Source organism: Acinetobacter sp. ANC_7512 (assembly GCF_056779935.1).
In genome coordinates, this window is the sequence record NZ_JBWYIX010000007.1 from 48,741 (window position 1) to 71,359 (window position 22,619).

The window sequence follows — 22,619 nt, forward strand, 5'->3', positions numbered from 1 at the left end:
AATTATTCACTGGTCACACGATTCACTTCTTGTAAAGAAGTGAGTCCGTTCATGACCTTAATTAAGCCCGAACGTCGAAGATTCTTAAACCCCAGTCTTTCAGATGCAGCTGCAATCTCTAATGCATTGCCATCATCCATAATAATCTTCGAAATTTCAGGTGTCACTTTCATGACTTCATAAATACCGACACGTCCTTTATAACCATCACGGCACTCAGGACAACCGACAGGTTGATAAATTTTAAAATCTGGATCTGCTAAATCCTGTTCTGTGAATCCCATTTCTAACAAACTTGGTTTAGGAATATCAGCAGGTACTTTGCAGTGCACACACAGTCGTCTAGCAAGTCGTTGAGCAATGACGAGATTCACCGAAGTTGCAATATTAAAAGAGGGAACCCCCATATTGCGCAAACGGGTTAAGGTTTCAGGAGCACTATTGGTATGAAGTGTAGACATCACCATGTGGCCTGTTTGTGCTGCCTTAATTGCAATTTCAGCTGTTTCGAGATCTCGAATCTCCCCGACCATAATAATATCAGGATCTTGACGCAGGAATGATTTCAATGCGACTGAGAAGCTTAAGCCCACTTTATAATTGACGTTGACCTGATTAATGCCTTCTAAGTTAATTTCTACGGGATCTTCTGCTGTAGAGATGTTGGCATTTTCAGTATTTAAAATATTCAATCCTGTATAAAGCGATACTGTTTTACCAGAACCTGTTGGGCCCGTAATCAGTAACATGCCTTGAGGCTTCTCAAGTGCCTCAAGAAATAAAGCTTTCTGATCTTCTTCATAACCTAATGCATCAATACCAAGCATTGCACTAGAAGGATCCAAAATACGTAATACGATTTTTTCACCAAATAAGGTTGGTAATGAGTTAACACGAAAATCGATCGCTTTAGTACGAGATAATTTAAGCTTAATACGGCCATCTTGCGGAATACGCTTTTCTGAAATATCCATTTGAGACATAACTTTCAAGCGTGAAGCTAATCGATTCGCGAGTTGCAATGGTGGATTTGCAATAGTTCTTAAAACACCATCAACGCGGTATCGAACTCGGTACGTTTTTTCATAAGGTTCGAAGTGTAAATCTGATGCACCCATGCGAATGGCGTCAACCAAAAGCTTGTTGATGTACTTAACAATCGGGGAATCATCACCTGAAGGACCATCATCGTTATTATTTTGCGGTGTATCGTTCTCGACCACGTTAACGTCAAGATCTTCATCACCGAAATTGAAATTCTCATTTTCAGAAAAATGCTTTTCGATCAGTTTTTCAAGTTTATTATGTTCTACAGTAATAGGAACGACGTTTAATTTACTATTAAATCGAATTGCTTCCAATGCTTCGATATCTGTAGGATCACTCGTCGCTACAAATAAAGATATACCTCGTTGATATAAAGGTAAGATTAAATGTTTTGTAACAAGATTTTCTGCAACGATATCTTTGGGTAGTAACTCAACATTATATGCATCTAAATCGAACAATGGCTCCCCAAACTCTTGAGCAACCATTTCAGCAATCGTACTTGCTCGTATTTTGAGATGTTCAACGAGGTAAGGTACTAATTTTTGATGAGATTTTTTTGAATTAATAATAGCATTTTGCATTTGCTGGGAGGTCAAAATGCCTTCATCAACCAAACGACGACTTAACCCAGAAAATTTTGGCCCACTTTGATCTAAAGTCATCCCCAATACGCCTTAAATTCATTTTATAATTCGAATATTAAAATTATACGGTTATAAGTAGAAAATTCTATACTTAAAATCATTAATATTATCCGAAAACTATGAAAAAATTGAATTTTTTCACTTATTCTGTTGGATATTGTGTCTTATGTTGTCTTTTTTTAAAGAATTCTAGGTGCTGAATCTGTATCCATTGAATTTTTACGTTAATTTTTTAAAATCCGTGTAGAATGTGCGCATTTTTGATAGAAGGTTAGATCTATGTCGGGTTCGACAATTACTCCGTGGGTTGTAGGCAATTGGAAAATGAACCCAATGCAGGCTAACACGCAACAGCTTTTAGCTGATTTGAAACAACAGCTTGAGCAAGCTTCAATCGCTCATGATGTTTGTAAAATTGGTGTTGCGCCAACTTTATTGGCTTTACTCCAAGTAAAAAATGAACTTGTAAAAGATGCTCATGAAGTGTTTGTGGTTGCTCAAGATGTATCTCGTATTGCGGGTACTGGTGCATTTACAGGTGAAGTCAGCGCAGATCTTTTAAAGGATAGCCAGGTCGATTATGTATTAATTGGACATTCTGAGCGTCGTGAAATATTTAATGACACGCCTGCGATTCTTAATGAAAAAATAAAAAATGCTTTAGCTGCTAACTTACATATCATCTATTGTGTGGGTGAAAGCCTTGAACAGCGTGAAAGTGGGCAAGCTGAGCAAGTGGTGTTACAACAAATTTGTGACATTGCAGGTGTTGTGAATCCAGAGCAATGGGTGCATATTACCGTCGCCTACGAGCCAATTTGGGCAATTGGAACTGGTAAAACAGCTTCCCCGGATGATGCACAAGCAATGCATGCTAAAATTCGTGAAGGATTGAGTCAAATTACACCTGAAGGTCAAAACATAGCAATTCTTTATGGTGGTAGTGTAAAACCTGAGAATGCTGTTGAATTGGCAGCATGCCCTGATATCAATGGTGCCCTCGTAGGCGGTGCATCACTCAATGCAGAATCATTTGTTCAAATTGCGCAAGCATTTGCCCAATCAAAATAATTAGGAGTTCATCATGCAATCTTTTGTACTGGTGCTACACATCATTTTAGCGTTATTGATGATTATTTTAATTCTAGTACAGCATGGTAAAGGTGCAGATGCAGGTGCGTCTTTTGGCGGTGGCGGTGCAGCGACTGTATTCGGCGCTTCTGGTTCTGGTAACTTCTTAACTCGTTTAACCGGGATACTTACTGCTTTATTCTTTATCACAAGTATTAGCTTGGCTTACTTTGCGAAGCAGCAAACGACAGATGCTTATGGTTTGAAAACGATTAACACAACTGAGCAAGTTGATCAAAAATCGCCTGAAACTTCATCAACTGCACCAAAACCAGCTGAATAATTGAATATTTCGCTTTCAATTTTTCATTGAAACCACTAGAATGCGTCACAGCTGCGGTGGTGGTGGAATTGGTAGACACGCTACCTTGAGGTGGTAGTGCTTTCGGGCGTGGGGGTTCAAGTCCCCCCTTCCGCACCAACTTATAATCCAGAAGTTTAAGTTGGTGTTTGCAGCAAAATCTGTTGATGCGGGATGGAGCAGTCTGGTAGCTCGTCGGGCTCATAACCCGAAGGTCGTTGGTTCAAATCCAGCTCCCGCTACCAATCAATCCTATAATTAAGATGCAAACTTAAAATAGGCAACTTAAACAAAGTTTGAGTTGAGATATACTTTTTGCACGTTGATGCGGGATGGAGCAGTCTGGTAGCTCGTCGGGCTCATAACCCGAAGGTCGTTGGTTCAAATCCAGCTCCCGCTACCACTTTTGATTAAGGTGCAACTTAATCAAGTCTAATTAGAAAATTTTTCTGATTGAAAAATGATTCAAATTTAGATATAATTTTGCACGTTGATGCGGGATGGAGCAGTCTGGTAGCTCGTCGGGCTCATAACCCGAAGGTCGTTGGTTCAAATCCAGCTCCCGCTACCAAGTTTCTAAAGAGGCTCACAACTAGGTGGGCCTTTTTGCACAGTGGGCATTGCTTTTCTGTGCAATAATGGGGGCGAATGCGCCCTTTTTTGTTATCTATCGTGTAGTGTGGACATCAATTGGTCAAATAATCATGCTATCACTATAGTTAGTCTGTGTCGGTCTGTTGGCCGATTGAATCGCACATAAATGACGAGAGTAAATGAAGTTATCAAATAAAACCCAAGCATTGTATGAACTGATCGCACCCGCTGTTGAGGCGTGCGATGTTGAACTATGGGGTTTAGAATTTACACCTCAGGGTAAGCGTTCGCTAGTACGTATCTACATTGACAAGCCTGAAGATCCAAACAAAGAACCTGTTATTTCCGAAGACGGTGAAATTGATCTTGGTCGTGGTGTGGGTGTGCAAGATTGTGTACGTGTTACCCAACAAGTTGGTGCAATCCTCGATGTTCATGATCCAATTTCTGGTGAATATGCATTAGAAGTTTCATCACCAGGTTGGGATCGCACTTTCTTTAAACTTGAACAGATGCAAGCATATATTGGTCAACAAGTTGCTTTACGTTTGATTTCTGCAGTGGATAACCGCCGTAAATTCCAAGCGAAACTGGTTGCTGTAGATGTAGAAAATGAAATGATCCAAGTTGAAGTTGAAAAGCAACAAGTGCTCGAGATCGATAGTCACAATATCGATAAGGCCAACTTGATCTACCAAGACTAAATTAATCTTAACTAAAAGAATTTGAATAGTAGGTGACTTATGGGCCGTGAAATTCTTACCGTTGCTGAGACGGTTAGTAATGAAAAAGGTGTTAGTCGTGAAGCGATTTTCGAAGCGCTCGAGCAAGCTCTAGTTGCTGCAACGAAGAAAAAATTCTACGAAGGCACAAATTCTGAAGAAGCACAGTTGCGCGTTGAAATCGATCGTAAGACTGGTGAATACCGTACTTTCCGTCAATGGACTGTAGTAGCAGATGAAGATCATGAAATGCCTGCATGCCAAGACGCGATTTCTGATGTAGACCCAGCGAAATGGTCAATCGGTGATGTGCGTGAGCTTGAAGTAGAATCAATTGAATTTGGTCGTATTGCAGCTCAAATCGCGAAGCAAGTTATTGTTCAGAAAATTCGTGAAGCTGAACGCGCGCTTATTGCAGATGCATATGAATCTAAAGTTGGTGAGTTAATTTACGGTGAAGTAAAGAAACAAACTAAAGATGGTTTCATCATTGACCTCGGTGAGAATGCGGAAGCATATCTTGCACGTGAAGAAATGATCGCAAAAGAAATTTTACGTCCTAAACAGCGTGTAAATGCGATTTTATTTAACGTAAACCGTGAAGGTCGTGGTGCGCAGCTACAACTTTCTCGTGCTAAGCCAGAAATGTTAATGGCATTGATGAAAAAAGAAATTCCAGAAATTTCTGAAGAAATCATCGAAATTAAAGCTGCTGCACGTCAACCGGGTGTTCGTGCTAAAATTGCAGTGAAAACGAACGATCATCGTATTGATCCAGTTGGTGCATGTATTGGTATGCGTGGAACACGTATCCAAGCTGTACAGCAAGAATTGAACGGTGAGCGTATTGATGTTGTAGTTTGGTCAGATGATCCAGCTCAATATATCGCAAGTGCTTTAGAGCCAGCAGATGTATCGGGTATTGTGATTGATGAAGAAGAACGCACAGCAGATATTATTTTTGCTACAAGCGATCAATTGGCGCGTGCAATTGGTTCTCAAGGTCAAAACGTACGTTTAGCTTCTGAGTTAACTGGTTATAAGCTCAATATGATGCTTGAAGAAGAGTACCGTGCTCGTCAACAAAATGAAGCACAGCAATATCTCGATATGTTTGTAGGTCGTCTTGATATTGAAGAAGACCTTGCGATGGCATTGGTAGAAATGGGCTTTACTTCACTTGAAGAGATTGCTTACGTTCCAGCTGAAACATTTGATGAAATCGAATTAGATGCAGAAACGGTTGAGCTTTTACAAAGCCGTGCGAAAGAAGTTGCATTAGCAGATGCACTCAAAGAGCAAGAAAATATTCAAGAACCGAGCGAAGAGCTTCTAGCGATGGAAGGAATGAGTTCAGAGCTTGCTTATGCATTAGCGGCTCGCGGTGTAATCACAGTAGATGATTTAGCAGATCAGGCAACTGATGATATCTCTGATATCGAAGGTTTAGGTGCTGAGAAAGCAGGTCAATTGATCATGAAAGCACGTGAATCATGGTTTAATTAACGAGGAGGTCATACATGACGGATAAGTCAATTAAAGAGTTAGCAGTCAGCGTAGGTCTTCCAGTTGAAAAACTATTAGATCAGGTGCGAGATGCTGGGTTGCCTCAATCTAAGGCAGAAGACACAATCTCAGTAGAACAGCAAGACCGTTTAGTCGCTCATTTGAAAAAAGCGCATGGGCAAGACAGCGGCAGCGCAGGAAAAATCACGTTGAAACGTAAAACTACGAGTACTGCAAAAGTGGCAAGTACATCAGGTAAAGCTAAAACTATTAACGTAGAAGTTCGTAAGAAGCATACGTTCACTAAGCCAGATCCTGAACAAATTAAAGCTGAAGCATTGGCAAAAGCAAAAGCTGAAACTGAAGCAAAAGCACAGCAAAAAGTTGAAGTTAAACCAGCTCAAGCTGAAGAAAAGGCGCAACCTGCAGTAAGTAAAGCGAAAGCGAACTTAGATGCAATGCGTGCTGCAGCGAAACAATCGAGTGAGAAGCAAGAAGTTGCTAAAGCTGCGGTAGTGGTTAAGCGCAAGTCAACAAATAAACCGATTGTTAAACAAGCAACTAAGCCAACTGAAACTGCAGAACAGAAAAAAGCACGTGAAGCTGAAGCTGCTAAATTAAAAGCAGTCGAAGAAGCAGCACGTCGTAAAGCAGCTGAAGAAGCACAACAACGTACGCTTGAACAAATGCGTCAGATGGCTTCTAAGTACTCTAATGAAGATGCAACTGCAACGATTCGTGTGGTCGATGATTCTCCATTGGCTGCTGGTCTTGTTGGTCAAGCATACGAAGATTCATTCGCGAAAGAAGACCGTGACATTAAGCGTGGTAATAACACACCAGGTGCACGTTCTCCTAAGAAAGGTGGTCGTCGCGGTCAAGAAGAGCAATCTTTCCGTGACAACTCTCATAAACGTGGTTTGAAATCAAGCCAAGCTAATAAACATGGTTTCGAGAAGCCAGTTAAAAAGCAAGTTTATGATGTTGAAATCGGTGCAACTATTGTTGTTGCTGACCTTGCTGCAAAAATGGCGATTAAGGTTCGTGAAGTAATTAAAACACTCATGAAAATGGGTGAGCTTGTCACTCAAAACCAATCAATCGACCAAGATACAGCAGTTCTAGTTGTTGAAGAAATGGGTCATAACCCAGTTCTAGTATCAGATACTCAAGCGGAAGATAACTTGCTTGAAGCGGCTGAAGAAGCACGTGGTGCACAAACAACGCGTCCACCAGTGGTTACTATCATGGGTCACGTTGACCATGGTAAGACATCGCTTCTTGATCGTATTCGTCGTGCGAAAGTAGCGCAAGGTGAAGCGGGCGGTATTACCCAGCATATCGGTGCTTATCACGTTACAACGGATAAAGGTATTATCACTTTCTTAGATACTCCGGGACACGCAGCATTTACTGCGATGCGTTCACGTGGTGCGAAAGCAACTGATATCGTTGTATTGGTGGTCGCAGCTGATGATGGTGTTATGCCACAAACAGCGGAAGCGATTGACCATGCTCGTGCAGCAGGTACGCCAATCATTGTTGCAATCAACAAGATGGATAAAGAATCTGCTGATCCAGATCGCGTATTGAATGAATTGACAACTAAAGAAATCGTGCCTGAGCAATGGGGTGGTGATGTCCCTGTCGCGATGGTTTCTGCGCACACGGGTGCAGGTATTGATGAACTTCTTGACTTGATCTTGATTCAATCTGAACTTCTAGAGCTAAAAGCTTCTGAAGAAGGTGCGGCACAAGGTGTTGTAATCGAAGCACGTGTTGATAAAGGTCGTGGTGCGGTTACTTCGATTCTTGTTCAAAATGGTACATTAAAAGTAGGTGACCTCGTTCTTGCAGGCGCATCTTACGGTCGTGTACGTGCGATGACTGATGAAAATGGTCAACGTATTAAGTCTGCAGGTCCATCGATTCCAGTTGAAATCTTAGGTCTTCCAGAAGCGCCAATGGCAGGTGACGAAGTTCTTGTTGTAAATGATGAGAAGAAAGCACGTGAAGTGGCTGATGCGCGTATGGATCGTGAACGTCAAAAACGTTTAGAGCGTCAATCTGCAATGCGTCTTGAAAACTTAATGGCTTCTATGGGCAAAAAAGATGTGCCAATTGTGAATGTTGTTCTGAAGACAGATGTTCGCGGTACATTGGAAGCGCTTCATGTTGCATTGGCTGAACTTTCAACTGATGAAGTGAAAGTGCGTGTCATTGGTTCAGGTGTTGGTGCGATTACTGAGTCTGATGTCACACTTGCAGAATCTTCAGAAGCATTTTTATTAGGCTTTAATGTTCGTGCAGATAATACAGCGCGCCAAAAAGCTGACGCAGATGGTATCGACATCCGTTACTACTCAATCATTTACCAATTGATTGATGATGTGAAAGATGCAATGAGTGGTAAGCTTGCACCAGAACATCGTGAAACAATTCTTGGTGTGGCTGAAGTACGTGAAGTATTCCACTCGAGTAAGTTTGGTGCTGCAGCAGGTTGTATGGTTCTTGAGGGCTTATTACACCGTAATAAACCAATTCGTGTCTTACGTGATGACGTGGTTGTGTTCCAAGGTGAACTTGAATCACTTCGCCGTTATAAAGAAGTGGTTGAAGAAGTTCGTGCTGGTATGGAATGTGGTCTTGCAGTCAAAGGCTATAAAGACATCAAAGTGCTCGATAAAATCGAAGTCTATGATGTTCAATTAATTAAACGGAGTCTTTAATGGCGGGTAGTCAACGTCTTAAGCGTATGGCGGACACGGTTCAGCGTGAATTGTCTGAACTTATCCGTCAGGAGCTGAAAGATCCACGCTTAGGTGGTCTTGTGACCATCTCAGCGGTGAAAGTGAGCCCAGATTTAGGCTATGCTGAAGTTTACGTCACTGTCATGGGGCGTGAACTTGGTGATGAGCAAAGTGAAGCAGCAAATAAAGATACTCTAGATGTTTTAAATAAAGCATCAGGTTTTCTGCGTCATGAGCTGAGTCGTCGTATTAAGACACGTATCACACCTCGTTTACGTTTCCATTATGATAAAACTAATGCATACGGAAACTACATGTTTGGTCTAATTGCTGAAGCTGTGAAGGACTTACCTCCAGCTGACGATAAAAAAGACGAAGAGTAATTTCAAACAAAAAGCCACCTTAGGGTGGCTTTTTTTATCTTAATGTTTTTATATAAATTAAAGCCATAAAATAAATGCTACATTCAATTTTGAATTTGCGTATACAATATTTTTAATTAAACAAATACAAATAAATAATGAGGTTGATGTCATGCAAACTTTAAAAAAATCAGCTGTTGTGCTCGCATTATCAAGTACCTTGCTTTTTACAGGTTGTGGGTACAATACACTTCAAGCGAAAGATGAAGCCGTGACTGCATCATGGTCTGAGGTACAAAACCAATACCAGCGTCGAGCAGACCTTGTTCCGAATTTGGTGAATGTAGTTAAAGGATATGCAAAACATGAAGAACAAGTTTTAACTGAAGTCACAGAGGCACGTGCAAATGTTGCAGGGCTCAAAGTTGATAAAGAAGTCCTTGAAAATCCTGAACTATTCAAGCGTTATCAAGAAGCGCAATCGCAAATGACAAGTGCATTATCACGTTTGCTGGCAGTGACTGAAAACTATCCAGATCTTAAAGCGAATGAGCAATTCCGTGATTTGCAGGTACAATTAGAGGGTACAGAAAACCGTATAGCAGTTGCGCGTAATCGCTATATTTCTACCGTCCAAGATTACAACACCTATGTTCGTCAATTCCCACAAGTTGTAACTGCGAAAGTCATTGGCATGGATGCAAAAGAAAACTTTAGTGCTGAAGCGAGTGCACAAAAGACACCTAATGTTTCTTTTGATTAAATCAATGATTATAAGTTGATGAATATGAGCATGAGAACTCAGCATCTTAGACAAAATAGTATGAAATTGATTTCATGGCTATTTGTCTTTGTGATGACCTGTACATTGCAAACGGTTCATGCAGAATCTGCAACAGCAGTAGATCATGAGTCTGACGCGATTGTGCTGGGAAAAGTGATTCAATCCAACTCAACAAATCCATCAACAAGTGCTCAGCAAAATAAACCAACACCAGTATCTCCAGTTACTGTCTCAAATGATATGCAGGAAGGAGACACACAACGTCAACTTCCTACATTAAATGAACCTGTGATAGATCAGGCGAATATACTTTCTCCTCAAGAAAAGTCAGAACTCGATACAATAATTCGTGGTCTGTATAACGAGGGTAAGGCTCAAATTGGGATCGTCATCGTTCCAACAACTGGTCAGGAAGGTATCTTTGATTTTGCAATGCGGACTGCACAGACTTGGGGGTTAGGTTCTGCTCAACAAGATAATGGTTTATTAATCGCAGTGGCAATTAATGATCGAAGATTACATATCGCAACAGGCTATGGATTGGAAGGTGTGATTCCAGATATCGTTGCGAGTCGAATCATTCGCGAACAAATCACCCCTTATTTTAAAGCCAATGAATTTGGACAGGGTTTAATTGCAGGGGTTAGAGAAATTGAACGAATTGTTAACCTTGATCCTGAAATTGCCCAACAGGCTGCTGAAGAGCTGAAACTTAGACAAGAACAAGCCTTAAAAGCGCAATATGCAAAGGAAAAGACATTTAACACGGTATTATTTATTTTAATCGCTGGTGTGATTGGTTCTTTTATTATTGGTAATCGTTTAAGTGCTTCGGTCGCGGGCGTTACTGCTTTTGCTGCGAGTATGATTTATGGTTCAGGGATTTTAATCAGCTTGATTGTGGGCATTGGAATTTTCTTTTTATTATTTACATCCATCGCACAGTTGATTTTCCAAGCATTTTTATCTGGCGGAGGACGCGGCGGCAGTGGCGGTCGAGGCGGATTTGGCGGTGGTGGATTTAGTGGCGGTGGTGGTGGCTTTGGTGGGGGAGGTGCGTCAGGCTCATGGTAACAAAAACTGAAACGACAGAAATTATCACTGAACCAAAGTTGCAACAAGCATCTCAACCGAGCTTCAAGCGTTGGATTAAGCATTTTTGTTATTTGCCTGCGTCTAAACGTTATTTTTCCAAAATGGATCAAAATGCGATTGCAGAGGCAGTGAAACAAGCGGAGCAAGGTCATGTTGGAGAGATCCAAGTGGTCATAGAGGGATATATTCCATGTGCCTTGGCTTATTCAATGAATACTCGTCAGCGAGCAGAACAACTTTTTGCTGAATTAGGTGTATGGGATACAGAGTTTAATAGTGGTGTACTGATATATTTAAATCTATGTGAGCAGAAAGTTGAAATTGTGATTGATCGTGGAATTCAAAAGGCCACAACGCAACAGGATTGGCAAGCAATTTGTGATCACATGATTAATGAGCTAAAAAATAAAAATTATAAACAGGGTGTTATTGTTGGCGTGATGGAAGTCGGCGAAATTTTGAATCGTTTTTATGATGATAAAGTGCAAGATTTGGAAAATGAGCTCAGTAATCAGCCAATTATTTTAAATTGATTTAAGAAAAGTGACAAAAAATGTCACTTTTTTACATAAATTAACATTAAAAATAAATTTGAAAAATATTTATTGGCAACTTTGAAGCGTTATCAGAAAATAGCATCAGTTAGTTAGCAACAACAAAATCTATATTGGGGATAGGTTGTTAACTTTGAACTTAAAAATTAGGAGAGATGTTATGAACGCTCAAAAAGGTTTTACTTTAATCGAGTTAATGATTGTTGTTGCCATTATCGGTATTCTTGCTGCGATTGCGATTCCTCAATATCAAAATTACATTGCTCGATCACAATTTGCTGAATCACAAACACTTTTAAATGGTGTTAAAACAGCAGCTCAAGAAAAAATTGACCAAGGGACAGCATTTACTTCCTCAACTGGTGCATCTACAGCAGAAACAAATGCTTTGGGTATCCAATTGAATGGTAAGTATGGAACGATTGGTCCTAATGCAACTCCATCCGCACCAGCTTGGGATGGATCAGCTAGTACTTATGCTGTAGAGTACTTATTTAATAATACTGTTAATAAAAACCTAAGAACTAAAAAGGTAATATTCACATATAATCAAGCTACTGGTGAGTGGGCTTGTACTACAGACGTTCCACAGCAATTTGCTAACAATTGTGCAGCTGCTGAAGCAACACAACCACCAGCAGGTTCTTAAAACAAAAAAACCCTCACCTAGTGAGGGTTTTTTTGTTAAATTGATATTTTTTGATGCCTTTATGATTTGTTTTTGCATAGCTCTCATACTTTTAATTCTTTCTTTGCTCCTCCCATACCATCGCTCGCCTTGGCCGACTTTTGGCTCAGAAATACTAACTTTTATTGCAGCATCATTTTTATTGTTAGGCTTAGCAAAGTTTAAACTAAACATACCAAAACCACAGCTCCTGTTGCTGCCTTTCTTAAGTATTCCACTTATTCAATTTATTTTCGGACAGAACATCTATTTCAGCAATGCTTTATTTAGTTTTGCTTATATTCTGTTCTTTATGTTGATGGTGATTGCTGGATATCAACTTTGCCTCGAGCAGAAAAAGAGAGAACAAGTATTTAAAATTACCTGTTTAACATTTGTTTCAGTCGGAGTTATCTCAGCTATATTTGCTGTGCTACAGTGGTTGGATATGCATACCTTCTTTTCAGGTATTATTTATTCATTTAACGGCAATCGCCCGTATGCGAATTTAGCTCAGCCGAATAATTTAGCGACATTACTCATTCTAAGTTTATTAAGTAGTATTTATCTATTTGAAAAGAAAATAATTTCTAGTTTTTTTCTTGTGCCAATGTCTTTAATCACACTGTTTGGTGTGGTGTTAGCACAATCTCGAACAAGTATTATCGTTTGCGCTTTTATTGTGATCTATTGGTTAATCAAACAAGTCAAAAAACAGAATCGATTTTCTCATATCCATCTCGCATTATGGGTTGGCTTATTTATATTACTTTCATCCAATTTAGCATCTCTTGATCAATGGCTTTTTGCTGTTACAGATACTCAAACTGCTGTTCAAGGCTCAGCAATAGTGGCAAAAGGTGCAGGTGATATTCGGCTAGATATGTGGCAACAAATGATAGCTGCAATTCTGCATCAACCATGGTGGGGGTATGGATGGAATCAAACAGGCTTAGCACAATACTATATTACTGATACCTTCCAAGTTTCACTTTGGTATAAAAGTGCACACAACATGATTCTAGATCTGTTGGTCTGGAATGGTTTGATTTTAGGTGGGTTTATTCTTCTGTACTTTACAGCTTGGCTACTGTGGCTCAATAAAGGGGTGAAGGATAATATCTCGATCATTGCAACATTAATGGTATGTGCAATCCTCATTCATGGCATGTTAGAGTTTCCTTTGCATTATGCTTATTTTCTACTTCCAGCAGGTTTTTTACTGGGCATCATTCAGGCGCAATATACAAATTTGCCTTCATTAAAAGTTAATGGTCGAGTGTTCGCAGTGATTGGTCTTATCACGATTGTTGGGGCTTTAGTTACGACACGAGATTATTTTTTATATAAAGAGCAAAGTGTACTCGCATCAAAGGCTGAAGCTTTAACAGCAGATCAACAACACACCATGCAAAAGAAAATTTGGTTGATTACTCAATTTAAAGAGCGCGTGTGGTGGATTGGACTAGATCCTAAAACTGAAATGACAGAACAACAACTTGCTGATATAGAGCGAATGGTTGCAAACTTGGCATCAAAATATGATTTACATAAGTATGCACAAGTGTTGGCTTTTAATGGGAAGGAACAAGAAGCGAAGCATCAATTATGGATTTTAGAAACATTGCATAAGCAGCATATTGAGTATGATGATTTATTGAAATAAAAAAATCCCCGAAAGGGGATTTTTTTATTTCAATCATTAAATTTGGCTTTGAATATAATTCTCTACACCAACTTGATCGACAAGATCGAGTTGAGTGGTCGCCCAATCTAAATACTCTTCTTCTTTTTCTAAAATCTCTTGTACCAAATCGCGCGTAACATAATCGAGTTGTTCTTCTGCTAATTTCACAGCAGTTTGAATCGTTTCAATATTTTCTTTGACTTTCCGAACATCGCATTGCAGCACTTCAATGGTGTGTTGACCAATATAGAGCTTACCCAGATGTTGCAGATTTGGAAGACCTTCTAAAAATAAAATGCGCTCAATGATTTTATCTGCATGCTTCATTTGACGGATAGATTCTTTATATTCCGCTGAACCGAGTTGTTCGATGCCCCAATCATTAAACATACGTGAATGTAAGAAATATTGGTTGATGGCTGTAAGATGGTGGTAAAGCACCTGATTTAACTGATGAATAACGTCACGGTTGCCTTTCATGATCTTAGCTCCAAACTCAAAATTCAGCCTATCATAGAAGGCTATCGATAGAGATTATCTTAACCCAACTTGCTAAAGGCTGACGAGTAATTTATTGAACAGCAAATGAAAATCGCAATCAAATACACTTTTGCAAAAAATAACCCCGCTGAGTCAAAGCGGGGGGAGAAATTGGAAATCTGAATTATAGTTATAGAATGAGTTGTTATTATTTTTAGCACATTCTGAATTAAGCGGCGATTGAAATTCTGGCAGCTATTTCAGCAAGTTCTTCATTAATAATACTGCGTGCTTCAGGAGCACAGCGTCCGCAACAAGTGCCTAGATCGAGCAAGTCACGAATTTCACGATAAGATTCAGCGCCATTTGCCATAGCATCTTTAATATCTTGATCTGTAATTCCACGACATAAACAAACGTACATTTCTGCTCAACCACAAGGATAAATGCGATAGTTGATATTATTGATAATTATTATCGTTTGTCAATGAAATTCATTTAAAAATGCTGTTTAATTCATCGATTTTCTAGATAAAAAAATACCACCTCATAGGTGGTATTTTTTAAGATATTGAAATTATTTAGAAATAATCACAACACCATCCATTTCAACCAGTGCGCCTTTAGGTAAACTTGCAACGCCTAATGCTGCACGCGCTGGATACGGCTGAGCGAAATATTCACCCATAATTTGGTTTACCAATTGAAAGTGAGATAAATCAGTGAGGAAAATATTCAGTTTAGCAATATCAGCTAAAGAACCACCAGCAGCTTCACAAACTGCTTTTAGATTATCAAATACACGACGAATTTGGGCTTCAATGCCTTCAACCAATTCCATGCTATATGGGTCTAATCCAATTTGTCCTGAAAGATAAAGTGTATCGCCGACAAGAATGGCTTGAGAGTAAGTACCAATTGCAGCAGGTGCATTTTCAGTATGAATGACTTGGCGGGACATCTATTTCTCCATTATTCAAATCTAGCTTCATCATAAAGGATGAACACTATAGGTGAAAGCTCTAATCTGTATTCTTTAGCAGGCTTGTGAGACTTCTTCAACCGCAAGAGGAGCTGACATGCGTGAAATACGCGGAAAACCAAATTGCATGCGGAGTTCACGAATGATTTGCGCAATTTGCTGACGACTATGAACAACAATACTCAGATAGGTTTTTGAATCGTATTTTCGAACGGACTCGACTCCTATTTTTGATTTACGGCAGATATAAATCAGTTCTGAAATTTGCTCATCAATTAATAATAGATCGATACACAAGTAAGCATTGAAGTTGATTTCTGATTCACCTTCATCTTTCCAGTGCAACGGCATAATATTTTCAGGGTGTAACTGTTGTTCGTGTAGAAGATTCTTACAGCGAGCACGGTGAACAATAAGACCGCGGCGAGATAAATGTCCCTGAATAGGATCGCCTAGCACTGCATTACAACAATGGGCATATTTTACATCTACACCATCAGTACCTAAGATCAGGCGACTTGATGCTTGATCTTGATGATGATCTTGAGCAAAGAGATGGTTCGCTACAAGTTGTGGGAGCAAATCACCTACAGCAATTTGTTCAAAAAGTTGATTCTTGCTTGGAATATGGCGCCATTGTAATAGTTCAGTCCAATTTTGATCGGTTAAATCATGAATAGAGGTATTAAATAACTTTAATGCACGATTTAAGGCTTGTTGACCGACAAGGCGCTGTTCATCAATATCTTGGTCTCGCAAAATATTTTGAATAGAGCGTCTGGCTTTTTGAGTGTTGATAAAGCTCAGCCAATCGGGGTTGGGTGAAGCGAGAACATCTGTAATCACCTCAATGACTTGCCCACTTGAGAGTGGTGTAGAAAGTGGTTTGATTTCTCCATCAATTTTACAGCCGACTGCATGGTTACCTAAGAACAAGCTTGCAGAGTAAGCGAAATCTACTGCTGTCGCTCCTTGTGGTAACTCATGTAAGTGACCTTGAGGAGTATAGACCCATATTTTTTCTTGATGTAGATAATCTAATAGATCATTAAACGTGGTCTTTGCACAGTCGCCACCGACTAAGGTGTGCAAATTCTGCATAGATGCTTGAATGGCAGATCGGCATGTTTGAGGAGCATTTTCACCTAATACCACACCAAATCGCGCAGCCTTACGCATAAGTTCAGTTTGTATGGTGAGCGAAAGCGTTGTTTTCTCGCCTTTCAAACGCAGCATTAAGGATTGATTGCCACCTGGAAGAGGGCGGCGGATATGATCTTGGTAATTTAAAACTTGGAAGTTATCTTTTAACAACTCAACTAAACGATCGCAATCGGCAATGGTCTGGAGAACGATTTCAAACGCATGACTATGTGTGAGTTCTTGAAGGTTAATTTCGTTTTTAACAAAGTGGCGTAGCAATTCAATGTTATTGTTTTTCTTTTTGATCCGCCCGGGAATATTGAAGTTTTCCAAGAGGTCACTCAAATGCTTTTCCCAAATGGCTTGGTATTTACAGCGTTGAGGTTTGGTTTGCGCCAAAGCATCTTGAACATCATTGAACATATCTAAATCAAGATTTTGATAGCAGAGGTGTTCAAGGTTGTCAGCCATTTCATTCATGCCGACCAAACGCGCCATTGGCACGAATATATCAAAAGTTTCTTGCGCAATACGGGCACGTTTATCCGGTCTTAAAGCTTCCAAAGTCGTCATATTGTGGTAACGGTCTGAAAGTTTAATGATGATCACACGAGGATCTTGCAATGTGGCTTGTAGGATTTTTCGGAATGAGGCTGCTTTATTATATTCTTTGTCACTAGAGTGGCTTAATTTCGTAACACCATCGACCAGCTCAGCCACTGTTTTGCCAAATTTTTCAGTAATGTCTTCTTTGCTAAAGTCGGTATCTTCAATGACATCGTGCAGTAGTGCTGCCATCAACGTTTCTGGGTCTAGGCGCATATGCGCCAGAATACAACTTACGGCTATCGGATGCAGAATATAGGGTTCACCGCTTTTGCGTGTAATACCATCATGTGCCATGTCAGCATAATCGCAGGCCACAAGCACTCTGTCGACGTCCTTTTCAGATAAATACGCGTCGATGATGACTTTTAGCTGTTGCTTAGCTTGGCTGACCAATGGGCCTGGCATACTACACCTTTGAATCCGTGGAAGAGAGTAAAAAGTAAAAGACTTTACTAAAAATTCATATTGCTACAATGCTCTATTTTTAAATAGAGAATAGCTCTAATTTTTTTAACAAATTTTTTCAATTTTGTCGAATCATTCTCTAAAAAAATTCAATAAAAAAGCCTAGTCACTGGACTAGGCTCTTTTAAATGCAGGTCTTAAAGCTTATTGGAAAGAAAAACCATCTAAGTTTAAGTTATTTGCAGAAAGTGCTAAATCTAAGCTAGACGTTTGATAATCTTGCTCACGCTGTTTCAAGATATCTTTAGTGACATGACCTTCAGCGATTTCACGTAAAGCAACCACTGTTGGTTTGTCATTGTCCCATTCTACAGTTGGTTCGATACCTTGACGAGCAAGTTGACGCGCGCGTTTGCTTGCCACTAGTACAAGCTCAAAGCGGTTGTCTACATGGTCTAAACAATCTTCAACGGTTACGCGTGCCATAAGAGTTCTCGTATGTATGAAATTTTTTAACAGACTGCGCAGTATAAAATGCTTTGTCTATAGACTCAAGTTTAATCACGAATTCGGTGTGATTAATTTTTGAATTAAATCTTTATGTCGGTGAGCCTGTTGTGATAATGAAAGACGGTTCGCATTAATGACAGACTCAAGATCATGTAAAGCTTTATTAAAATCATCATTCAGGATGATGTAATCAAAGTTTACGTACTGTTGCATATCTTCTACTGCACAACTTAAGCGATGTTCAATCACTTCAACAGAATCTGTACCGCGGTTTGATAGGCGTTGGCGAAGATCAAATTGAGTAGGTGGAAGAATGAAAATTTGTTTTGATTCAGGAAAAAGTTTGCGAACCTGTTCTGCACCTTGCCAATCAATTTCAAGTAAAACATCATGACCTTTTGCAAGTTGTTCTTTTACAGTCGCTTGTGAAGTGCCGTAGTAGTTACCGAAAACTTCTGCGTATTCGATGAAACCACCTTGATTCACTTGCTCAATGAAAGATTCTTTGCTGGTAAAGTGATAATGAACACCATCTAATTCACCAGGACGTTGACCTCGAGTAGTGTGTGAAACAGAAACGTGTAAATTGCTTACGCGCTCAAGTAGGGCTTTAACTAATGATGTTTTGCCAGTTCCAGAAGCAGCTGAAACGACAAACAAGAGACCCGACATGATATTTTTCCTGATATGATAAAATATCTTCTCTATTTTAGAGCAGAGTGCTTTTAAACTAAATAGCAATTCGCATTTGTTTTAAAAAATATTCTGATTCATTGACCAAATTTTAGCGATCGTTTGAGGGTCTTATGGAAATTGTTTTAGCTAATCCACGTGGTTTCTGTGCTGGTGTAGACCGCGCTATTGCGATCGTTAATCGTGCACTTGAAAGCTTTAATCCTCCGATTTACGTTCGTCATGAAGTGGTACATAACAAATTTGTTGTGGACGATTTACGCCAACGTGGTGCAATTTTTGTAGATGAATTAGATGAAGTTCCTGATGACAATATCGTGATTTTTAGTGCACATGGTGTATCAAAAGCTGTACAACAAGAAGCTGAGTGCCGTGGATTAAAAGTATTTGATGCCACATGTCCTCTCGTGACAAAAGTGCATATCGAAGTCACAAAATATGCGCGTGAAGGGATTGAAGCCATTCTGATTGGTCATGAAGGGCACCCAGAAGTTGAAGGCACCATGGGTCAATATGATCTAAAAAATGGTGGTGCAATTTATCTGGTTGAAGATGAAGATGATGTTGCTGCTTTACAGGTGAATAATCCTAATAAGTTAGCATTTGTCACTCAAACGACACTTTCAATTGATGATACTGCAAAAGTCATTGATGCTTTACGTGCTAAATTCCCAGCGATCCAAGGGCCACGTAAAGATGATATCTGCTATGCAACTCAAAACCGTCAAGATGCTGTCCGTGATTTAGCGACTCAATGTGATGTCGTTTTAGTGGTTGGCTCTCCAAACTCCTCGAACTCTAATCGTCTTCGTGAATTGGCAGAGCGAATGGGTAAGCATGCTTATCTCGTAGATAATGCGGATGAGCTGAAAAAGGAATGGTTTGCTGAAACCACTAAAATTGGTGTTACCGCAGGTGCTTCAGCACCTGAAATTTTGATTAAACAAGTGATTCAGCGTCTACAAGATTGGGGCGCTACGTCACCACAGGAATTAAATGGGCGAGAGGAGAACATAACCTTTAGCTTGCCTAAAGAATTGAGAATTCAAGTTACTCAAGCTTAATAATGAGTTATCAATGACATAGCAGGATAAGTGAACAAATTGTAAAAGTGTGATCTTATCCTTATTTTAATACCATTTGTCACAACTGTGTTGGATTTATTATTATAAAATATTACTTTTGTAACATTAATAAATAAATACAAAAGTTTGAATATGAAAGACTTACAACGGGGCTTTACCATTATTGAGCTGTTGATTACCACAATTGTGCTATCAATCACAGCAACCATGGCTATTCCATCTTTTAAAAATCTTGTTGCGCAATATCGCCTAAATTCAGATGTGCGTGAATTATCAAGCGTGCTGATGATGGCGCGTAATCAAGCAACATTGTTAAGAAAAGATGTGACTGTAGATCTTAAGTCGAATCAATCAGATAGCAGTACAATCTTTCATTGGACACCCAAAGCGCAAAATAAATTGACTTCATCACAAGAAAAAGTCACATTCTGGATGGATGGGGGAATTTCTGACTTTACATCTGACATAAATTTTTCTATTTGTAATAAGGTGTTAGGTGTTTCTAAAACGATAGCAATTACAAGAATGGGAACACAATATTTAAAAGCAGAGGGGACATGCTAATGCGTGCTGCGCAACAGGGGGTAGGAATGATTGAAATTCTAGTTGCCTTATTGGTTTTGGCCATTGGGGTATTGGGGTTTTCATTTTTACAAATGCGCGCAATTGATGCTTCACATGAAGCAATGTCTAAATTACAAGCCATGAATTTAGCGCGTGACTTATCTGAGAAGATACGTGCGAACTCAAATGCTTATACTCAGTATCAAGCCAGAATAAATGCAGAAACACAAACAACTACAGCCAAATCATGTGTGCAAAAAGGAACGACGAATCCATGTGTTCAAGCAGCCGATTTTGCCCATTATGATGCTGCCCAGATAATAAAAAATGCCAATGGTCTTGGTATGAGTATCAAAATGCCGAATTGCCAAGTCAGTAATAATTTGCAATCTCGCCGATGCATTTACGTAGCCTGGGGAAAAACAAAACCTATCGATGATGCTTCTGCAAAAGATGCATGTACCCATGGTGGAAGTTATTTACCAAAAGCGCAATGCATCGTTATGGAGCTTTATTGATGCAGCATCTTAGGTATACACAAAAAGGTTTGACGCTAGTCGAGCTTATGATCGCTTTGGTGCTTGGATTATTGATTACCGCTGCTGCGGTACATCTGTTTTTTACAGGGCAGATGGGATTCACGATGCAGAAAGGGATGTCGGAGGTTCAAGATAACGGCAACTTTGGTCTGCGCTTTCTTACTTATGAAATTCGTAAAGCAAATTATGGTCAAGTAAATATCATTAATGATCGTTTGACGCATGGTGGCATTGTTATCACTTCAGCTCAGTCTCCAGTGGTGCCTACATCTGGTGATTTGGCATTTAATGCGACCAATATTCCCGTCAATATTTCACGAAATATTCCAAATACGGAGGTTGTGCCTGTATCGCAATCTGGTATGCCGAGTAATATAGAGTTGGTTTCAGCTGAATCTTCACAACCTGCTCAAGCGGGAATGAGCGACCAATTGGTCATGCAGTTTTATGCTGATACACAAGGTGTGGATTGTGAAGGTAATAATTACGATGCTGGACGATATATTGTTCAACGTTTTTTTCTACGTAAAGATGCAAATGCAAATATTCAAAAAGAACCACACGATGCATTGGTCTTGGCCTGTGAAGCAGGGTGGTACACGCGTAACAGCACTCAAATTTTAAAAAATTTTAATAATAAACAGACTGTCTTTGGAACAACGAATGGTGAAATTTTGATGCATCGTGTTGATCACTTTCACTATCTGTTGGGGATTTCTAATGACGATAATACGGCACAGCAAAGATATATAAGTATTGAAGATTATAAAAAGCTCAATGTTTATCCACGTCCACGCATCAATTCAATACAGGTCGGTTTATTAGTAAGGTCCTCTGAAAATGTAGGTCAAAATCAAGCAATTTCTCCTCATCAAGAATTTGAAGTTCTTGATCAAAAAGTAAAATTAAAAAAAGCACAAAAAACCGTCGCGACTAAATTTATTCGACAAGTCATTACACAAACGATCGCGATTCGAAATGGTATGAGTGTGATGGATTCAGCGGAGGGCTTATGATTCAACATCAACGTGGTGCAACGCTGATTGTGGTACTGATTATGTTAGTTCTGCTCACCATTATTGGTACTTGGGCGATTCGACAAAGTATGGTGAGTTTGAATATCACCACCAACAGCCAAGCGCAACAATTGTTAATGCAATCTTCCGATACTGTTTTTTATCGATTGGGGCATGGCGGCTATGCTGCCTCCAGTGGTAACCCTCTGAGCTTAATTGGTTACTCGATTCAGAATGAAGGTGACGAAGTCGTATTCTGTTTTAGAAACCAATCCAATAGTGCGATGTTTAATGTTTCCAATAGTAGTGTATTGCGTTGGAATGAAGCAATGAGTGATGTCTCAGTCGATGGTGTTTCTGGGTTTTGTTCCTTATCAAATGATGGGGATTATGCCAGTGCTCGTAAGGCGCAATTAACTCAGGTGTCTGTAATCGTAAGCCCTCCATCAGACAGTGATCATGATATCCCACTTTCAAACGCAAACGTTGGAACTGACACTGAAAGTATAGGACAACCTTCTGATACTAAAAAAATAACAGTCTATTCAACATCGCTCTTACCCGCATTGTCTTCGACAGATTTAACGGATGAAATCCATCTTTGTTTGCGCCGACCACATACAGCACCATTGGTGGGTAATGCACAAACCATTTCATCTTGTTTAAAGGATATTGGTGTGCCGTATAACACCCAAATTCAAAGTTACATTTTTGATGCTTATCAGCGCGCTGAATCTTAATGGGGA

23 protein-coding genes and 4 tRNA genes are annotated in these 22,619 nt (G+C 39.6%); 20 read left to right on the top strand and 7 right to left on the bottom strand.

The genetic code is table 11. From position 1 onward, the window contains the following. Nucleotides 1–2: 2 nt before the first annotated feature. Nucleotides 3–1,712: a type IV-A pilus assembly ATPase PilB gene (gene pilB, locus AC1M9H_RS08080; protein WP_481592346.1), complete on the bottom strand. Its 1,710-nt coding sequence runs from the start codon at nucleotides 1,710–1,712 to the stop codon at nucleotides 3–5. Between the two features lie 261 nt (nucleotides 1,713–1,973). Between pilB and tpiA the strand changes: the two genes are divergently transcribed. The 15 genes from tpiA to AC1M9H_RS08155 all read left to right on the top strand — a co-directional run bounded on the left by tpiA (nucleotide 1,974) and on the right by AC1M9H_RS08155 (nucleotide 13,826). Further along, complete coding sequence (gene tpiA / locus AC1M9H_RS08085; protein ID WP_481613142.1) at nucleotides 1,974–2,765, top strand: triose-phosphate isomerase; 792 nt, start codon at nucleotides 1,974–1,976, stop codon at nucleotides 2,763–2,765. Between the two features lie 13 nt (nucleotides 2,766–2,778). Beyond that, a complete protein-coding gene (gene secG / locus AC1M9H_RS08090) occupies nucleotides 2,779–3,108 on the top strand; it encodes a preprotein translocase subunit SecG (protein WP_035266018.1) in 330 nt (109 codons plus the stop codon). Between the two features lie 53 nt (nucleotides 3,109–3,161). After that, nucleotides 3,162–3,246: transfer RNA gene (locus AC1M9H_RS08095), tRNA-Leu, on the top strand. 48 nt (nucleotides 3,247–3,294) lie between these two features. Further along, nucleotides 3,295–3,371 (top strand) — tRNA-Met (locus AC1M9H_RS08100). An 81-nt stretch (nucleotides 3,372–3,452) separates the two neighbouring features. Continuing rightward, nucleotides 3,453–3,529 (top strand) — tRNA-Met (locus AC1M9H_RS08105). Nucleotides 3,530–3,620: 91 nt separating this feature from the next. Further along, a tRNA-Met gene (locus AC1M9H_RS08110) sits at nucleotides 3,621–3,697 on the top strand. A 202-nt stretch (nucleotides 3,698–3,899) separates the two neighbouring features. Then, nucleotides 3,900–4,424, top strand: a complete 525-nt coding sequence (gene rimP, locus AC1M9H_RS08115; RefSeq protein ID WP_035266019.1) for a ribosome maturation factor RimP — start codon at nucleotides 3,900–3,902, stop codon at nucleotides 4,422–4,424. Nucleotides 4,425–4,463: 39 nt separating this feature from the next. Next, nucleotides 4,464–5,948 carry a transcription termination factor NusA gene (gene nusA / locus AC1M9H_RS08120; protein WP_035266021.1) on the top strand — a complete coding sequence of 495 codons (1,485 nt, stop codon included), beginning with the start codon at nucleotides 4,464–4,466 and terminating at the stop codon, nucleotides 5,946–5,948. 14 nt (nucleotides 5,949–5,962) lie between these two features. Beyond that, nucleotides 5,963–8,677 (top strand): translation initiation factor IF-2, encoded by a 2,715-nt coding sequence (infB, locus tag AC1M9H_RS08125; protein WP_035266024.1) that lies wholly within the window; start codon nucleotides 5,963–5,965, stop codon nucleotides 8,675–8,677. Further along, nucleotides 8,677–9,081, top strand: coding sequence for a ribosome-binding factor A (locus AC1M9H_RS08130; protein ID WP_035266025.1), 405 nt, complete (start codon nucleotides 8,677–8,679; stop codon nucleotides 9,079–9,081). Before infB ends, AC1M9H_RS08130 begins: the two co-directional genes overlap by 1 nt. A 151-nt stretch (nucleotides 9,082–9,232) precedes the next feature. Further along, nucleotides 9,233–9,823: a LemA family protein gene (locus AC1M9H_RS08135; protein ID WP_481592271.1), complete on the top strand. Its 591-nt coding sequence runs from the start codon at nucleotides 9,233–9,235 to the stop codon at nucleotides 9,821–9,823. A 24-nt stretch (nucleotides 9,824–9,847) separates the two neighbouring features. Further along, nucleotides 9,848–10,918, top strand: coding sequence for a TPM domain-containing protein (locus AC1M9H_RS08140; protein ID WP_481608902.1), 1,071 nt, complete (start codon nucleotides 9,848–9,850; stop codon nucleotides 10,916–10,918). Further along, nucleotides 10,912–11,472, top strand: coding sequence for a TPM domain-containing protein (locus AC1M9H_RS08145; RefSeq protein ID WP_481587382.1), 561 nt, complete (start codon nucleotides 10,912–10,914; stop codon nucleotides 11,470–11,472). The genes AC1M9H_RS08140 and AC1M9H_RS08145 overlap by 7 nt, the downstream gene beginning before the upstream one ends. 181 nt (nucleotides 11,473–11,653) lie before the next feature. Then, the gene (locus AC1M9H_RS08150; protein ID WP_481613143.1) at nucleotides 11,654–12,142 is read left to right on the top strand and encodes a pilin; all 489 of its coding nucleotides are present in this window, start codon (nucleotides 11,654–11,656) and stop codon (nucleotides 12,140–12,142) included. A 181-nt stretch (nucleotides 12,143–12,323) separates the two neighbouring features. Then, entirely contained in the window at nucleotides 12,324–13,826 is a 1,503-nt protein-coding gene (locus tag AC1M9H_RS08155; protein ID WP_481613144.1) for a PglL family O-oligosaccharyltransferase, read from the top strand. A 36-nt stretch (nucleotides 13,827–13,862) separates the two neighbouring features. Here the strand turns inward: AC1M9H_RS08155 and bfr are convergent, their stop codons facing one another. The 6 genes from bfr to gmk form a co-directional block, all read right to left on the bottom strand. Continuing rightward, a complete protein-coding gene (gene bfr / locus AC1M9H_RS08160) occupies nucleotides 13,863–14,327 on the bottom strand; it encodes a heteropolymeric bacterioferritin subunit Bfr (protein WP_035264352.1) in 465 nt (154 codons plus the stop codon). Between the two features lie 229 nt (nucleotides 14,328–14,556). After that, entirely contained in the window at nucleotides 14,557–14,751 is a 195-nt protein-coding gene (locus tag AC1M9H_RS08165) for a bacterioferritin-associated ferredoxin (protein ID WP_481613145.1), read from the bottom strand. Nucleotides 14,752–14,904: 153 nt separating this feature from the next. Then, the gene (locus AC1M9H_RS08170; RefSeq protein ID WP_035264336.1) at nucleotides 14,905–15,288 is read right to left on the bottom strand and encodes a RidA family protein; all 384 of its coding nucleotides are present in this window, start codon (nucleotides 15,286–15,288) and stop codon (nucleotides 14,905–14,907) included. A 75-nt stretch (nucleotides 15,289–15,363) separates the two neighbouring features. Then, complete coding sequence (locus AC1M9H_RS08175) at nucleotides 15,364–17,466, bottom strand: RelA/SpoT family protein (RefSeq protein ID WP_481613146.1); 2,103 nt, start codon at nucleotides 17,464–17,466, stop codon at nucleotides 15,364–15,366. 204 nt (nucleotides 17,467–17,670) lie between these two features. Beyond that, a complete protein-coding gene (gene rpoZ, locus AC1M9H_RS08180) occupies nucleotides 17,671–17,952 on the bottom strand; it encodes a DNA-directed RNA polymerase subunit omega (RefSeq protein ID WP_035264331.1) in 282 nt (93 codons plus the stop codon). 75 nt (nucleotides 17,953–18,027) lie between these two features. Next, nucleotides 18,028–18,648, bottom strand: a complete 621-nt coding sequence (gmk, locus tag AC1M9H_RS08185; protein WP_035264330.1) for a guanylate kinase — start codon at nucleotides 18,646–18,648, stop codon at nucleotides 18,028–18,030. Nucleotides 18,649–18,782: 134 nt separating this feature from the next. Here gmk and ispH point away from each other — a divergent pair, with 134 nt between their 5' ends. From ispH to AC1M9H_RS08210, 5 genes are all read left to right on the top strand, one after another. After that, nucleotides 18,783–19,733 (top strand): 4-hydroxy-3-methylbut-2-enyl diphosphate reductase, encoded by a 951-nt coding sequence (gene ispH, locus AC1M9H_RS08190; protein ID WP_481613147.1) that lies wholly within the window; start codon nucleotides 18,783–18,785, stop codon nucleotides 19,731–19,733. 153 nt (nucleotides 19,734–19,886) lie between these two features. Continuing rightward, nucleotides 19,887–20,318 (top strand): pilus assembly FimT family protein, encoded by a 432-nt coding sequence (locus AC1M9H_RS08195; protein ID WP_481587375.1) that lies wholly within the window; start codon nucleotides 19,887–19,889, stop codon nucleotides 20,316–20,318. Next, nucleotides 20,318–20,836, top strand: a complete 519-nt coding sequence (pilV, locus tag AC1M9H_RS08200; RefSeq protein WP_228143086.1) for a type IV pilus modification protein PilV — start codon at nucleotides 20,318–20,320, stop codon at nucleotides 20,834–20,836. Before AC1M9H_RS08195 ends, pilV begins: the two co-directional genes overlap by 1 nt. After that, nucleotides 20,836–21,873 carry a PilW family protein gene (locus tag AC1M9H_RS08205; protein WP_481613148.1) on the top strand — a complete coding sequence of 346 codons (1,038 nt, stop codon included), beginning with the start codon at nucleotides 20,836–20,838 and terminating at the stop codon, nucleotides 21,871–21,873. Before pilV ends, AC1M9H_RS08205 begins: the two co-directional genes overlap by 1 nt. Further along, entirely contained in the window at nucleotides 21,870–22,613 is a 744-nt protein-coding gene (locus AC1M9H_RS08210; protein ID WP_081403224.1) for a pilus assembly PilX family protein, read from the top strand. Before AC1M9H_RS08205 ends, AC1M9H_RS08210 begins: the two co-directional genes overlap by 4 nt. The last annotated feature ends 6 nt before the right edge of the window (nucleotides 22,614–22,619 follow it).

Coding starts and splice junctions, on each gene's coding strand:
- rimP (WP_035266019.1), top strand. CDS start 3,900: ATGAAGTTATCAAATAAAACCCAAGCATTGTATGAACTGATCGCACCC.
- pilB (WP_481592346.1), bottom strand. CDS start 1,712: ATGACTTTAGATCAAAGTGGGCCAAAATTTTCTGGGTTAAGTCGTCGT.
- AC1M9H_RS08150 (WP_481613143.1), top strand. CDS start 11,654: ATGAACGCTCAAAAAGGTTTTACTTTAATCGAGTTAATGATTGTTGTT.
- gmk (WP_035264330.1), bottom strand. CDS start 18,648: ATGTCGGGTCTCTTGTTTGTCGTTTCAGCTGCTTCTGGAACTGGCAAA.
- nusA (WP_035266021.1), top strand. CDS start 4,464: ATGGGCCGTGAAATTCTTACCGTTGCTGAGACGGTTAGTAATGAAAAA.
- rpoZ (WP_035264331.1), bottom strand. CDS start 17,952: ATGGCACGCGTAACCGTTGAAGATTGTTTAGACCATGTAGACAACCGC.
- secG (WP_035266018.1), top strand. CDS start 2,779: ATGCAATCTTTTGTACTGGTGCTACACATCATTTTAGCGTTATTGATG.
- AC1M9H_RS08145 (WP_481587382.1), top strand. CDS start 10,912: ATGGTAACAAAAACTGAAACGACAGAAATTATCACTGAACCAAAGTTG.
- AC1M9H_RS08170 (WP_035264336.1), bottom strand. CDS start 15,288: ATGTCCCGCCAAGTCATTCATACTGAAAATGCACCTGCTGCAATTGGT.
- AC1M9H_RS08135 (WP_481592271.1), top strand. CDS start 9,233: ATGCAAACTTTAAAAAAATCAGCTGTTGTGCTCGCATTATCAAGTACC.
- AC1M9H_RS08205 (WP_481613148.1), top strand. CDS start 20,836: ATGCAGCATCTTAGGTATACACAAAAAGGTTTGACGCTAGTCGAGCTT.
- AC1M9H_RS08210 (WP_081403224.1), top strand. CDS start 21,870: ATGATTCAACATCAACGTGGTGCAACGCTGATTGTGGTACTGATTATG.
- ispH (WP_481613147.1), top strand. CDS start 18,783: ATGGAAATTGTTTTAGCTAATCCACGTGGTTTCTGTGCTGGTGTAGAC.
- AC1M9H_RS08175 (WP_481613146.1), bottom strand. CDS start 17,466: ATGCCAGGCCCATTGGTCAGCCAAGCTAAGCAACAGCTAAAAGTCATC.
- infB (WP_035266024.1), top strand. CDS start 5,963: ATGACGGATAAGTCAATTAAAGAGTTAGCAGTCAGCGTAGGTCTTCCA.
- AC1M9H_RS08130 (WP_035266025.1), top strand. CDS start 8,677: ATGGCGGGTAGTCAACGTCTTAAGCGTATGGCGGACACGGTTCAGCGT.
- AC1M9H_RS08165 (WP_481613145.1), bottom strand. CDS start 14,751: ATGTACGTTTGTTTATGTCGTGGAATTACAGATCAAGATATTAAAGAT.
- AC1M9H_RS08140 (WP_481608902.1), top strand. CDS start 9,848: ATGAGCATGAGAACTCAGCATCTTAGACAAAATAGTATGAAATTGATT.
- bfr (WP_035264352.1), bottom strand. CDS start 14,327: ATGAAAGGCAACCGTGACGTTATTCATCAGTTAAATCAGGTGCTTTAC.
- tpiA (WP_481613142.1), top strand. CDS start 1,974: ATGTCGGGTTCGACAATTACTCCGTGGGTTGTAGGCAATTGGAAAATG.
- AC1M9H_RS08195 (WP_481587375.1), top strand. CDS start 19,887: ATGAAAGACTTACAACGGGGCTTTACCATTATTGAGCTGTTGATTACC.
- pilV (WP_228143086.1), top strand. CDS start 20,318: ATGCGTGCTGCGCAACAGGGGGTAGGAATGATTGAAATTCTAGTTGCC.